We start from the raw sequence: 14145 nt of genomic DNA, 5'->3' as shown, positions 1-14145 counted from the left end.
CCTAATAAAATCAATTATTTGACTTTTTCTTGTATTTATTGTGTGGTCGTACTTATCTTAAATACTACACAGCAACAACTTTCATTCTATATCGTTTTAGGCACTCTGTCAAGACAGAGTGCCTAAAGCTTTTAATTTCTACATATTTTCTTTTGATTTTTTATATTACTTACCATTTCCTACGGAAAATAATGTATTACTAACATGTTTTGTATCCATCAAACTGTTATATTGCAGATAGTGATACTCATTGATCAGTTTTGTATATTTGTTCTTTTCAGAAAATTCATGATCTTTTCCATCTTTATCCACATAACCATTCGCATTTAACGCTGGTATTGTCTTTCTTAAATTTAACAAATATTCATTATATCTTGATAATTTTAAGTTTGTCTGCTCAAGCATCATGCTGGAAAGATAGTTTGCACTGACATTTTCCATATCAGAAGCTTCATCAATATCATAATTTGCCCATATGATAAATGGCACCTTGTATTTCTTCTGTAATTCCTTAAGGCTTAAATTATTTAAAGATTTTCCATATAATAATTCATAGAAAGAATCCGGAAGTTTTGGCTGATGATCTCCAAACATTACAACAATCGTTGGTTCTTTTTGTTGTTTAAAATAGTTGATGATCTTTTCAAACGCACGGTCTGACTCATGGATCAGTGACAGATAACGGTTTGCTGTATCCGTTGCTTTCTCATCCTGAATCTTGATCTCTTCTTTAAATTTGGTATCTTTGACATAATAACCACCATGATTCTGGATCGTTACATTAAAGAAGAATAGTGGTTTCCCTGATTCCTTTTTATTAAACACATCAATGATCTTATTATAATCCTCAGAATCAGAATACCATCCACGGAATTTTTCTCCGTTTGGATTCATAGATGTCTCGTCAATGAATTTATCAAATCCAAGCAATGGATATACCGTATTTCTATTCCATCCATTCGCTTTATATGGATGGAATGCCATCGTATCATATCCTTCCTGTTTTAACTGCGATGCAAGACTTGGCACTTTATGTTTGATAAACTGTGTATAAGCATTACCATTTAATGGCAATGTTGATACAGAGTTTCCTGTCAGAAATTCATATTCTGAGTTGCTTGTTCCTCCTCCAAATACAGATACAAGCATATGCCCTTTTATCGTATTTTCTTTTAAACTGTTAATAAACGGCATAACCTCTTTGTTGGTCTTAATATGATTGACTACATTTAAATCTGCAAATGTTTCATTCATGATCACGACTACATTTGGTTTTTGTTTTAAAGTTTTATTCTTTCCTGTTGTTACCTGATAGTTATCTGCAATCTTATTTACCGTCTGCGGATTATATCCATCTGGCTGAGAAACAAGAGTATACTGAACATTTAAAATAAAGCTTAAAATATATCCATTTTTCAAATATCCATTTTTCTGGTTAAATAAATTAACTTTGATTCCATTTTTGGCAAGATCATCTACTTTTGTCATGTGAACGGAACTTGCAACTATCACTATTGCCGTGATAACAATTGCAACCAGTCGTTTCTTGATCGTAAATGCCTTGAAAGTTTCTAATTTACATGCGATCACACATAAACCAAGTAAAATGATCGTTGCAATAATGGCTGGTTTATCAAAACTTAGTACATAATGATCTGCAACATCCATCGCTGTTCCAACCGCATAAATATCTGCTGGTGTGATTGGATTTCCTCTAAATGCAAGTACAAAATAATTTGCGATCGCTGCACCGTAGAAGAAAATATTTCCTATCATCAGTGCCCATTTAATACGGTTAAAGAGCATCAGCAATACTGCATATATAATGTAATACCACAGCACATTTAAAGCAAATGTCAGTGGCTTCATAATGCTGATCGGATTATAAAACACTTTCTCAACCATATAAAATGCGATCCACGGATTCACAATAAATAATATCCAACTAAATCGTTTATTCCATTTTTCTGGAAGTTTTAATGGAATCAGAATAATAGCCATCAGTGCAACTGCGATTGCTACTGTCATTATGATCGCACTTACATCAATACGATTTGTCCATACTCTCATTCGGATATGAAAGTCTTTTTGTGACTTTCCATTGATCACTGCTGGCTCATATATCTTGCCCATCTCCTTTGATGTATATAAATACAATGGATGATCTTTTTTGATTCCTCTGGCTTTGATCGTAAGAGTATATGTATCGCCCTTTTTGATATCCTTATTAACGATCAAGCTATACCATTTTTGGGATGTATATCTGCTTGTCTTTAAAGACGGCTGAATGTTTCTCATTCCATCCACATCCAGCAAATCTTTTGTGACATGATAAACTGATTTTCCTTTGCTGTCCTTGATATTAACAGAAATACTTCCTGCTCTTTTATAGCTCTGATTTCGATCGATCATGAACGTGAAGCTCTGAATGTTATCATACGTCGCTTTAAACTTCTGCACAATCTCATCATTACCTGTCACTGCGATCTGAGAAATTTCCTTATCTGGTCCACCCTTAGCGATTTTTTCTGAAAACTCAGCCTTATTCTTTAGTACAAAAATAATAAAAAGAAATAATGCGAATACAACCACGCCTTTCATCGCTTTGTTTATTATATTATGAATTTTATTTTTTCCATTTCGTTCTGACATATTTCTTTCCTCTCGTCCTGCTTATTTCACAGAAAACAAATCTGTACTGACATGTTTCTTATCCATCAAACTATTATACTGCAGATACTGATACTGTGTGATCAGTTTTGTGTATTTATTTTGTTCTGAAAAATGATGATTTTCTCCATCTTTGTCTACATACCCATTTGCATTCAATGCAGGAACATTTTTTCTCATATCTAATAAAAATTCATTATATCTTGACAATTTTAAGTTTGTCTGCTGAAGCATCAAGCTTGATAAATAGTTTGCACTGACATTTTCTACATCGCTTTTTGCATCAATATCATAGTTAGCCCATATGATAAATGGTACTGTATACTTCTTCTGCTGTTCTTTCAAACTTAAGTTGCTTAATGATTTTCCATATAACAGTTCATAGAATGAATCTTCCAGTTTCGGCTGATGATCCCCGAACATTACAACGATCGTTGGTTCTTTCTTATTCTTAAAGTAATTAATGATCTTCTCAAATGCACGGTCAGATTCATGGATCAGTGACAGATAACGATTTGCTGTATCTGTTGCCTTTTCATCCTTGATCTTGATCTCTTCTTTAAAGTTCTTATCAGCGATCAGATATCCTCCATGGTTCTGAATCGTTACATTAAATAAGAATAATGGCTGCCCTGCCTTTTTCTTATTAAAGATATCAATGATCTTATTGTAATCCTCGGAATCAGAATACCATCCTCGGAATTTTTCTCCATTTGGATTCATGCATGTTTCATCTAAGAACTGATCAAATCCAATCAATGGGTAAACAGTATCTCTGTTCCATCCATGTGCTTTGTATGGGTGGAATGCCAACGTATCATACCCCTGTTGTTTCAACTGGGATGCAAGACTTGGTACTTTATGTTTTACAAACTGTGTATAAGCGTTTCCATTTAATGGAAGTGCTGATACAGAGTTTCCTGTTAAAAATTCATATTCCGAATTACTTGTACCTCCACCAAAAACAGACACTAACATATGACCTTTGATGGTATTTTCTTTCAGATTGTTAATAAATGGCATAACCTCTTTATTTGTCTTGATCTTATTAACCACATTCAGATCAGAAAACGTCTCATTCATGATCACGACTACATTTGGTTTTTGTTTTAAGTTTTTGTTACTTCCCTGTGTAACTTCGTAGTTGTCTGCAATCTTATTTACTTTATTTGCACTATACCCTTCTGGCTGGGATACGATCGTATACTGAATATTCATTAAGAAACTTAAAATATATCCATTATTGGTATAACCTAATTTCTGATTCCAAAAATTCACCTTAACTCCCTTAGATTGTAGTGCATCAACTCTTGTCAGTGTAAAAGCACTTGCTGCTGTAACAAGAACCGTAACTAAAACAGCAATCAATCGTTTTCTCCATTGAAAGATTGGATATGTTTCAAGTTTGGATGCAAGCACACACATTCCAAGTAATACAACTGTTGCTACGATTGCTGCTTTATCGTAGGATAATACATAATGATCTGCTACGTCCATTGCAGTTCCAAGGGCATAAATATCTGCTGGTGTGATTGGAGTTCCACGGAATGCAAGTACAAAATAGTTACCTATCGCTGCTGCATAGAAAAATACATTTCCAACCAACAATGCCCATTTCACTCTGTTAAATATAAGCAACAAGATCATATAAATAATATAATACCATAATACATTCAGCCCGAATGCCAGCTTATTCATAACACTGATCGGATTATAGAATACCTTCTCAACCATGTAAAACGAAATCCACGGTGTTATAACAAACAATATCCATGTAAATCTCTTATTCCATTTTTTCGGCAAATATATTGGAATAAGAATCAATGCGATCAGTGCCAATGTAATTGCAACTGTTAAAACAATTGCTGAAACATCAATCTGTGTTGTCCATACTCTTGTACGGATATGTACATCCATCTTCTGTCCATTGACTTTCACAGGACTAAAAATATTTCCCATTTTCTTTGATGTATATAAATATAATGGACGATCTTTCTTGATTCCTTTTGCTGTGATCTCAATCGTATAATTCTCACCTTTGTTCAGTTTCTGGTTTACTACAACTCTGTACCAGCGATATTCAGCTCTTTGGGTACGTCTCATTGTTGCCGTCATATTCTTTAATCCATCAACCTCTAACAGGCTCGGCGTAATATGATAGATTGATCTTCCCTTACTATCTTTTACATTCAGATCAATACTTCCAGCTCTTCCAACCTGTTCATTTCTGTCAACCAGAATATTCAAACGTTCCATCGTATCACATGTTGCTTTAAACTTTTGTACAACTTTATCACCATCTGAAATTGCAATCTTTGATATTTTCTTTTCTGGAACACCTTTTGCAACTCTTTCTGAAAACTGATTTTTATTTGTTAAAACCAATACAATAAATGCGATCAATGCAAGGACAATCCCATATTTTAAGACTTTTTGCATGACGCTGTGAAATTTTTGTAATTTTGTTTCACTATTTCTCTGTGTCATTTTACATTACCTTCCATTCGTTTGTATTTCCCCAGTCTTTTTTTCACATTCATAATTTTTAGAAATTTCCTAATATTTTAAAATCCTTTGTCTCTTCTTTGATTCCTGCCAGTGCATTACGGATTGCTGGATCATTTAAATTCCCGATCACGTCAACATAAAATCCATACTCCCACTTTCTTCCTGGAAGCGGCCTGGATTCAATATTACTCATACTGACATTATTAAACATAAAATGAGTCAAGATATTATACAAAGACCCTGATTCATGTGGTACGCTGAAACTAATACTTACTTTTCCTGCATCTTTTCTATATTGTTTCTTCTTTGACATGATCACGAATCTTGTTGTATTGTTTCCTTCATCATTTACCTCTCTTTTTAAAATCTGAAGACCATACATCTTAGCTGCACGTTCACTGCAGATCGCAGCTTTTGTATTCTTGCCATCATCTGCTACTTTCTTTGCACTAATCGCAGTATTAGCAACTTTTACCTGCTCCCATTCTGGATGTTCATCTAAGAAACCTTTGCATTGCATCAATCCTTGCGGATGTGAATACACTTTCTCGATCTGTTCTAAACTGCTTCCTGGAAGTGCTGCAAAAACATGTCTCACATCAACAGATTCTTCTCCTACCACACAGATATCGTAATCAAGAATCATATCATAAATTCCACTGACAGTTCCTGCTGAAGTATTCTCAATTGGAAGTACTCCATAATCAGCTTCCCCTCGATCTAATGTCTTTACAACATCTTTAAACTCCGGTACAGAGAAATTTTTAACATTTTCTCCAAAATACTGTACCATTGCCTGTTCCTGATATGCACCAGGAATTCCCTGATATACGACTTTTGTATTTTCATTGATATCCAGAGAATCAACTTCTTCAAATGTTCCATCGATATAAGCATCTTCCTGTGATAACAGACTATACTGGTATCTGCGACTGATACTCATCATCTGAAGAAACATCTCTTCCACGGATTTCTTAATGATCGTTTCCGTTTCATCTTTTGTTAAAACATCAATCTTCTGTCTTTCTCTTACAGGGTCATAAATTGCTTTCCCTGTCCCTCTTTTATATTCTGCTACGTCCGCAGAACATCTCATTCGTTGTTTGAATAAAGAAAGCATCTTCTGATCGATCTCGTCAATCTGTTGTCTTATTTCCATCAAATCTCTCATAGTTTATTGTTCCTCTTTTATCATTTCTTTTAATTGTGTGACTGTTTTGCCAAGCAGTGGATGCATAAGATATGGTGCAATCTCTTCTAATGGTTCTAAAACAAACAGTCTTTTGTGCATCTCTTTGTGAGGGATCGTTAATTTTCTCTCATTCATCACAAGATCATCATACATTAAAATATCAAGGTCCAGTGTTCTCGGTCCCCAATGAATTGTTCTGACTCTTCCTGCCTGTGCTTCCACATCCATCAGAAAATCAAGCAGTTCTTCCGGTTCTTTTAACGTATCGATGGCAATACATCCATTCAGAAAATCATCCTGCTTAACTCCTCCATATGGCTTTGTCTCAATCAGGCTTGAAACATGAACAACTTTCGTATCATCCTGTGCCTCGATCGCATCGATTGCTTGATTGATATATTCCATACGGTCTCCCATATTGGACCCAACACCAATATAGGCTCTATGCCAGCCACGTTTAATCTTAACAGAAACATAATCAAGAGGCAATCCAATTGGTGCCCATGGTTTTTTTACTTCAATCTCAAGTTTTCTGACTAATGGAAATTTAAGAAGCAGTTTCTTTGCCACAGTTTCTGCCACACATTCGATCAGGTTAAAGTCATTCTCTGTCAGAATATCCTTGATCACGCGGCATACTTTTCCATAATCAACAGAAAATTCCATCTGGTCACTGACACCTGCAAGCTTCGTATCCACATAAAGTACTGCAGATACTAAAAACTTTTGTCCTAATACCTTTTCCTCTTTATATAGACCATGATTTGCATAAACTTCCAAATCTTTGATTATAATCTGATCCATCATCAATTCTCCCTTATTTTGCACAAATTGCTTCTATCATCTTCATAGCACGCATGTTTTCTTTTACATCATGTACTCTGAAAAATCTGCATCCTTTCATGTATCCACTCACTGTTGTTGCAACAGTTCCTTCCACTCTCTGATCAGATGGAAGATCCAGAATAAGTCCGATCATTGATTTTCTTGAAGTTCCAAGAAGAACAGGTACATCCCACTGGTTTAAAAGTTCTAAATGATTCATAAGTTCTAAATTCTGATCAAGATCCTTGGCAAATCCGATTCCTGGATCTAACATGATCGTATCTTTTTTGATCCCTGCCTTCTCTGCCATCTCCATTGTCTCATTCAGATCAGCTATCACATCATTTAAATAATCTTTGTAGTCTGTATCCTTGCGGTTATGCATCAAACAAGAAGCGATTCCTGTTTCTGCTAACACTTCTGCCATTGTTCCATCCCACTTAAGTCCCCAGATATCATTGATCAGATCAGCTCCTGCTTCAATCCCTGCTCTTGCCACACCTGATTTGTAAGTATCCAGAGATACTGGAACATCAAATTCTTTCTTAAGGGCCTCAATCACTGGTGTTACCCTTCCAATCTCTTCTTCATCGGAAATCAGAGTGTACCCAGGTCTTGTAGATTCTCCACCTACATCAATGATCGCAGCTCCATCTTTAATCATTTCTTCTGCATGTTTTAATGCTGCATCTAGATGATCATATTTTCCTCCATCAGAAAATGAGTCTGGTGTCACATTCAAGATTCCCATAATATATCCATGGTGTTTCGTATCAAATGTTTTATTTCCAATAATCATTGTATCTCTCCTAGTAAATATACCTGCTGTTTTTCTTCTCTTGCGGCCAATAACATTCCTGTCTGGCTTTGCAGTGGATACAGTCTCTGGAAAGTTTGTCTGCACGATAAAAAATAGCTGCAAAGCTGTCTTCTTTCTCTTCAACGTCACGATGCTTTAAGATCGTATCGACCATGATTTTTCTTTCTGCGGCTGTATAGCCACAATCTTTTAAAATCTCTTCTGCAAGAATTGCACCTGCCTCATCATGTGAAATTCCTTTTTCATACTGGTCAGCTCTTCCCATATCATGAAGAAATGCCGTCGCATATATGATATCTTTCGGAATATCAAGATTCTTCTCAAGCACCATAAGATAACTGATTCTTGCTACCGAAAGAAAATGTTCCATATCATGCCCGCAAAATTCACGGTCTTTTTCTAATTCTTGTAGTTTTTCGTACGTTTGTTTGTATGTTTCATGGCATACGATCTTCTGGAATCTTTCCACCTGTTCATCCTCTGCTATTGGTTTATTAGTTCATTTTGAAAAGATAATGTTCCACAGATTATGATCACATCATCTTTCTCTGCCTTCTGCCTTACTTCACTAAGACATTCAGCGAGTCTTTGTCTTTCCTCTACGTTCTGATGATATTTACTTATACAATTACACAGCTCCCTGCTTGAAAGAGCTCTTGGATTATCCGGTGCTACTGTATAAATCTTATCTGCCGCTGGGGCAAGAATCTGTACCATCTGTTCGTAATCTTTATCTGACAATACTCCCATTATATAGATTAATCGCTGGTTTGTAAAATTATTTTGCAAAAAACTTAATAAACTCTTTGCACCATCTGGATTATGTGCACCGTCACAGATTACCATAGGTTCTCGTTCCAATATCTCAATTCTACCTCTCCAGATTGTTTTTCGCATTCCGTCTTCCGTCTGAAAATCACTGATACAATAATAGTTTTTTATAACATTTAAAGTTTCTAACGCAAGTGCTGCATTGTTGATCTGATGTCTTCCAAGAAGTGGTATCTCAATCTTTTCATACCATCTTCCATCAGAAGAACGATAAGAAAAACTTTCCCCATTCAGTGACTCCTGAAGCACTCTGATCCCTGCAGAATTCACAAAAGTTACTTTTGCATGCATCTGTTTAGCTTTGTTCTTTATCACTTCATTAACTTCTTTTGTATTGTCATAAGAAATGACCGGACATCCTTCTTTGATGATCCCCGCTTTTTCTGATGCTATTTTTTCCAGTGTATCACCTAAAAATTGCATATGATCCATTCCAATTGATGCTATAACTGTTGCAATCGGCTTCTTTACTACATTTGTTGCATCCAGTCTTCCGCCCATTCCCGTCTCTAATAATACAACATCTACTTTTTTATCGAGAAAATAAAGAAAACTAAGTGCTGTCTCAATCTCAAACATTGTCGGATGGGATAGACCATCTTTTACCATTTCTTCGGCAACATTCTTTATTTTTTCCATATAAAAGCACAGGTCTTTTTTAGAAATATTTTCTTCATTGATACGAAACCTTTCTTCATAGTAAAAGGATGCAGGGGATACATATCTCCCTGCACGATATCCACTTTCCCTAAAAATACCTGCCAGAAATGCAAGTGTTGAACCTTTTCCATTGGTTCCGGCAATATGAACCACTCTAAGCTGTTCTTGTGGGTTTCCAAGTCTTTCTAATAACTCTCTGATATTATCAAGTCCTAAGACACTTCCAAATTTATTTGTATTTTGTATAAAATTCATTGCTTCTTCGTAATTCATAACTGCCTCCAGTTTTTATTTTATCATGATATTAATGTACGAACGCTTCTTTGATCACTTGTGTCATTGTTTTTACATAAACGATCTCAAGTCCTTCGATTACTTCTTCTTCAAATTCCTTAACATCTTTTTCATTCATCTTTGGAACTAAAACTTTTGTGATCCCAAGTCTTTTAGCTGCAAGAAGTTTCTCTTTTAATCCACCAATCTGAAGGACATCCCCTCGGATCGTTACTTCTCCTGTCATCGCAAGATTTCCATAAACTTTGTGCCCTGTGATCGCTGAGAGTACTGCTGTTGTCATTGTAATTCCGGCAGATGGTCCGTCTTTTGGTACCGCTCCCTCTGGAATATGAATATGAATGTCATGTTTTTCAAAGAAGTCATTCTTGATCTTATATTTCTTACTTTGACTTCTGATATAACTGATCGCTGCCTGTGCAGATTCTTTCATAACATCCCCAAGAGAACCTGTGATCTGAATGCCACCCTTTCCTGGCATAACATTCACTTCAATCTTTAATGTTACTCCTCCAACTGCAGTCCATGCAAGCCCATGAACAACTCCAATCTGATCTCGTAATGTATCCTTCTCCCATTCATAGACTGGTTTTCCAAGATAATCTTTGATTGCCTTCTTTGTGATCGTAACTTTTCTGTGTTTCTTCTGGTAAATGTCTCTTGCAACCTTTCTTGAAACCTGTCCGATCCTTCTCTCTAAATTTCTGACTCCAGATTCTCTTGTATAATCAGAGATCAGAAATCTCAGTGCATCTTCTTTCCAGTGAATCTGTGTATCATCTAATCCATTGGCTTCCATCTGCTTCTTCACAAGATAATCATTTGCAATGTGATATTTCTCATTCTCTGTATAGCTTGTAACTTCAATAATCTCCATACGATCAAGCAATGGCCTTGGAATTGTAGAGAGATCATTGGCTGTCGCGATAAACAAGACATCACTTAAATTTAAAGCAACTTCAAGATAATGATCTGTAAAATTCTCATTCTGTTCTGGATCAAGGACTTCTAATAATGCAGACGCTGTATCTCCACGCTGATCTTTTCCAGTCTTATCAATCTCATCTAATAACATCAGCGGATTTCTGACTTTGACTTTCCTTAATGCATCAACGATTCTTCCAGGCATCGCCCCAACATACGTCTTTCTGTGTCCTCGAATTTCTGATTCATCACGCACACCACCTAAAGATAAACGAACATATTTCTTATTCGTTGCCCTTGCGATTGATTTTGCAATCGATGTCTTTCCTGTTCCTGGAGGTCCTACCAAGCAAAGGATCGCTGCATCTTTCTTGCCGCTCATTGCACGTGCTGCCAGATATTCAAGCACTCTCTCTTTTACCTTCTCCATGCCATAATGGTCTTCGTCTAAGATTTCCTGCGCTCTATCTAGATCTGTACTGTCCTCACTCATTTCTTCCCATGGTACAGAAAGCATTGTTTCGATATATGTTCTTAACACAGAACTTTCTGGTGTCTGATTTCCCATTGTCTGAAATCTTGAAATCTCTTTTTTGATCTTTTCTTTGACTTCATCGGATGCCCTCAGTTCTTTTAACTGATTCATAAATTCATCCGCTTCATCTTCTACATTTGTCTCACAAAGTTCTTCACGGATTACTTTCATCTGCTCTCTGAGCATATATTCTTTCTGATTTTTATCAACATTTACTTTGACTTTCTGCTGAATCTTCTGTTTCAGTTTCAAAACATCCAGTTCTTCTTCCAGCATAACGAGCATCAGTTCACAGCGCTCTTTTAAATCCATCTCTTCCAGAATCTTTTGTTTCTCCGGATAGGAAAAAGGAATATGTGTTGCCAGTTCATCTACCAGAATCTCTACATCAGACTGAAGCAGGATATAATTAATAATATTCTGGTCCAAATGCGGCCATGCCTGTGCATAACTTTCAAATGCTTCTTTGATCATTCGTAAAAATGCTTCTCTTTCGAATGCTTCAAATGGTTGCTGCTCCACATGATCATATAAAATCTCTACTTTAAATAATGGATCATATTCTACAGTTTTGCTAAGTTCTGCACGGAATAATCCCTCTGCAAACACTCTTAATGTATTCTTAGGGAGTTTTACCACCTGCTTGATCCTTGCTAACGTTCCAACACGATATAAATCATCAATTCCTGGATCTTCTACCATCGGATCAATCTGATTATTTAAAAAGATCAGCTGGTCATGCTCCATTGATTCTTCTATTGCTTTAACCGACCGGCTTCTTGACACATCAAAATGAATCACCGTATTCGGAAATATGTACTTTCCTCTGAGTGGAAGCATTGGTAAAGTCTTTTTCATCTTGTATTTCCTTTCGCTTCATAAATTTAATTCTAAAATGTATGTCCATAAGAAGAAAAACTGCTTTGACACAAGAATCTCTTGCACGAAAGCAGTTTTTATTTTGGCTAATCTATCTATGCAATCTCATGATTGCTTGTTTTAACCCGTTTCTTTGGTACTGTAGCTTTTACCTTCTGGTCTGAACATCCAATCTGTGGATCTTCTGTGCCTTCCACAACACCTTTCGTGATCAGACACTCTGTCACATCCGTCTGTGATGGAATCTCATACATTAAATCCATAATCACTTGTTCCACAATAGCTCTTAAGCCTCTGGCACCTGTCTTACGATCTAATGCTTTCTTAGCGATCGCACTTAAAGCATCATCATCAAATGTAAGTTTCACGCCATCCATCTCAAACAATCTCTGGTATTGTTTCACAAGAGCACTCTTTGGTTCTTTTAAGATTCGTACTAATGCATCCTGATCTAAAGGATTCAATGATACATTGACTGGAACACGTCCGATAAATTCAGGAATCAATCCAAATTTCACAAAATCCTCAGGTAATACCTGTTTTAATAATTCTCCCAGGTCCTTCTCTTTCTGTCCGAAAACATCTGCTCCAAATCCAATAGACTTCTTGCCAATTCTTGATTCAATGATCTTCTCTAATCCATCAAATGCACCTCCACAGATAAACAGGATATTCGATGTATCAATCTGAATAAATTCCTGATGAGGATGTTTTCTTCCTCCCTGTGGCGGTACAGATGCTACTGTACCTTCGATAATCTTTAATAATGCCTGCTGTACACCTTCTCCGGAAACATCTCTTGTAATTGATGTGTTCTCAGATTTTCTTGTAATCTTATCAATCTCATCAATATAAATGATTCCACACTGTGCACGGTCAATATCATAATCTGCTGCCTGAATGATCTTAAGAAGAATATTCTCAACATCTTCTCCAACATATCCTGCTTCTGTAAGAGCAGTCGCATCTGCGATCGCAAATGGCACATTTAACATCTTTGCTAAAGTCTGGGCTAATAATGTCTTTCCTGAACCAGTTGGTCCAAGCATTAAAATATTACTCTTCTGCAGTTCTACATCAGAGTCCCCGCCCATTAAAATTCTTTTGTAATGATTGTATACAGCAACGGAAAGTACTTTCTTTGCCTCGTCCTGACCAATGACATATTGATCTAAAAATTCTTTGATCTCTTTTGGCTTACGAAGATTGATCTCCCCATCATCCTCTGTATACTGTTCAAATTCCTCTTCAATAATCTCTGAACAAATGTCAATACATTCATCACAGATATAAACATTCTTTCCCTTTGGCCCCGCGATCAGTTTGCGGACCTGGTCCTGTGTCTTATTGCAAAAAGAACATCTTAATACTTTTTTCTCATCATTATAACCTGCCACCAGATCACCCCACTATTCTATCACTATCTTTTTTCCATAACCTTATCGATCAGGCCATATTCCAGTGCTTCCTGTGCAGTGAGCCAGTTGTCACGTTCTGTATCCTTGACGATTGTCTCGTATGGCTGTCCTGTATTCTCGCTTAAGATCGTATTTAATTTCTTCTTTGTTCTAAGAATATGCTCTGCTGCGATCTCAATCTCTGTTGCCTGTCCCTGTGCTCCACCAGATGGCTGATGAATCATGATCTCTGCATTTGGAAGTGCCAGACGCTTTCCTTTTGTTCCACCTGATAATAAGAACGCTCCCATACTGGCAGCCATTCCCATACACATCGTAGATACGTCACACTTTACATACTGCATTGTATCATAGATTGCCATTCCGGCAGTTACAGAACCGCCAGGGCTGTTAATATATAAGTTGATGTCTTTGTCTGGATCTTCAGATTCTAAGAATAATAACTGAGAAACTACAAGTCCTGCTGTGACATCATTCACTTCTTCTCCTAAGAAAATGATTCTTTCTTTCAGCAGTCTGGAGTAAATATCATAAGATCTCTCTCCTCTGCTTGTTTGTTCAATGACATAAGGTACTAAACTCATCCTTG

10 protein-coding genes are annotated in these 14145 nt (G+C 36.4%); all 10 read right to left on the bottom strand.

Translation table 11 applies throughout. The features are described from left to right. Positions 1-165 precede the first annotated feature (165 nt). Positions 166-2652, bottom strand: coding sequence for an LTA synthase family protein (locus OCV53_RS04615; RefSeq protein ID WP_055196786.1), 2487 nt, complete (start codon positions 2650-2652; stop codon positions 166-168). A gap of 21 nt (positions 2653-2673) precedes the next feature. After that, positions 2674-5157 (bottom strand): LTA synthase family protein, encoded by a 2484-nt coding sequence (locus tag OCV53_RS04610; RefSeq protein ID WP_055196785.1) that lies wholly within the window; start codon positions 5155-5157, stop codon positions 2674-2676. Between the two features lie 58 nt (positions 5158-5215). Next, positions 5216-6349, bottom strand: a complete 1134-nt coding sequence (locus tag OCV53_RS04605; protein WP_055196783.1) for a bifunctional chorismate mutase/prephenate dehydratase — start codon at positions 6347-6349, stop codon at positions 5216-5218. A 3-nt stretch (positions 6350-6352) separates the two neighbouring features. Further along, entirely contained in the window at positions 6353-7174 is an 822-nt protein-coding gene (gene folK / locus OCV53_RS04600) for a 2-amino-4-hydroxy-6-hydroxymethyldihydropteridine diphosphokinase (protein ID WP_055196781.1), read from the bottom strand. Positions 7175-7187: 13 nt separating this feature from the next. After that, positions 7188-7994 carry a dihydropteroate synthase gene (folP, locus tag OCV53_RS04595; RefSeq protein WP_055196780.1) on the bottom strand — a complete coding sequence of 269 codons (807 nt, stop codon included), beginning with the start codon at positions 7992-7994 and terminating at the stop codon, positions 7188-7190. 10 nt (positions 7995-8004) lie between these two features. Continuing rightward, complete coding sequence (locus OCV53_RS04590) at positions 8005-8484, bottom strand: HD domain-containing protein (RefSeq protein ID WP_055196779.1); 480 nt, start codon at positions 8482-8484, stop codon at positions 8005-8007. A gap of 14 nt (positions 8485-8498) precedes the next feature. Next, the gene (locus OCV53_RS04585) at positions 8499-9779 is read right to left on the bottom strand and encodes a bifunctional folylpolyglutamate synthase/dihydrofolate synthase (protein WP_055196776.1); all 1281 of its coding nucleotides are present in this window, start codon (positions 9777-9779) and stop codon (positions 8499-8501) included. Positions 9780-9810: 31 nt separating this feature from the next. Further along, a complete protein-coding gene (gene lon / locus OCV53_RS04580) occupies positions 9811-12117 on the bottom strand; it encodes an endopeptidase La (protein ID WP_055196774.1) in 2307 nt (768 codons plus the stop codon). 116 nt (positions 12118-12233) lie between these two features. Further along, the gene (clpX, locus tag OCV53_RS04575; RefSeq protein ID WP_055196772.1) at positions 12234-13535 is read right to left on the bottom strand and encodes an ATP-dependent Clp protease ATP-binding subunit ClpX; all 1302 of its coding nucleotides are present in this window, start codon (positions 13533-13535) and stop codon (positions 12234-12236) included. Between the two features lie 23 nt (positions 13536-13558). Beyond that, complete coding sequence (gene clpP, locus OCV53_RS04570; RefSeq protein ID WP_022375208.1) at positions 13559-14140, bottom strand: ATP-dependent Clp endopeptidase proteolytic subunit ClpP; 582 nt, start codon at positions 14138-14140, stop codon at positions 13559-13561. Positions 14141-14145 lie beyond the last annotated feature (5 nt).

Origin of the sequence: Anaerostipes amylophilus, from assembly GCF_025567365.1 — a bacterium.
GTDB classification, from domain to species: Bacteria; Bacillota; Clostridia; order Lachnospirales; family Lachnospiraceae; genus Anaerostipes; species Anaerostipes amylophilus.
This window is presented reverse-complemented; position numbering and strand designations above follow the sequence as displayed.

What these genes read in the sequence shown, in the direction of transcription:
- OCV53_RS04615 (WP_055196786.1), bottom strand. Translation starts at nt 2,652, where the DNA reads ATGTCAGAACGAAATGGAAAAAATAAAATTCATAATATAATAAACAAA.
- OCV53_RS04610 (WP_055196785.1), bottom strand. Translation starts at nt 5,157, where the DNA reads ATGACACAGAGAAATAGTGAAACAAAATTACAAAAATTTCACAGCGTC.
- OCV53_RS04605 (WP_055196783.1), bottom strand. Translation starts at nt 6,349, where the DNA reads ATGAGAGATTTGATGGAAATAAGACAACAGATTGACGAGATCGATCAG.
- folK (WP_055196781.1), bottom strand. Translation starts at nt 7,174, where the DNA reads ATGGATCAGATTATAATCAAAGATTTGGAAGTTTATGCAAATCATGGT.
- folP (WP_055196780.1), bottom strand. Translation starts at nt 7,994, where the DNA reads ATGATTATTGGAAATAAAACATTTGATACGAAACACCATGGATATATT.
- OCV53_RS04585 (WP_055196776.1), bottom strand. Translation starts at nt 9,779, where the DNA reads ATGAATTACGAAGAAGCAATGAATTTTATACAAAATACAAATAAATTT.
- lon (WP_055196774.1), bottom strand. Translation starts at nt 12,117, where the DNA reads ATGAAAAAGACTTTACCAATGCTTCCACTCAGAGGAAAGTACATATTT.
- clpP (WP_022375208.1), bottom strand. Translation starts at nt 14,140, where the DNA reads ATGAGTTTAGTACCTTATGTCATTGAACAAACAAGCAGAGGAGAGAGA.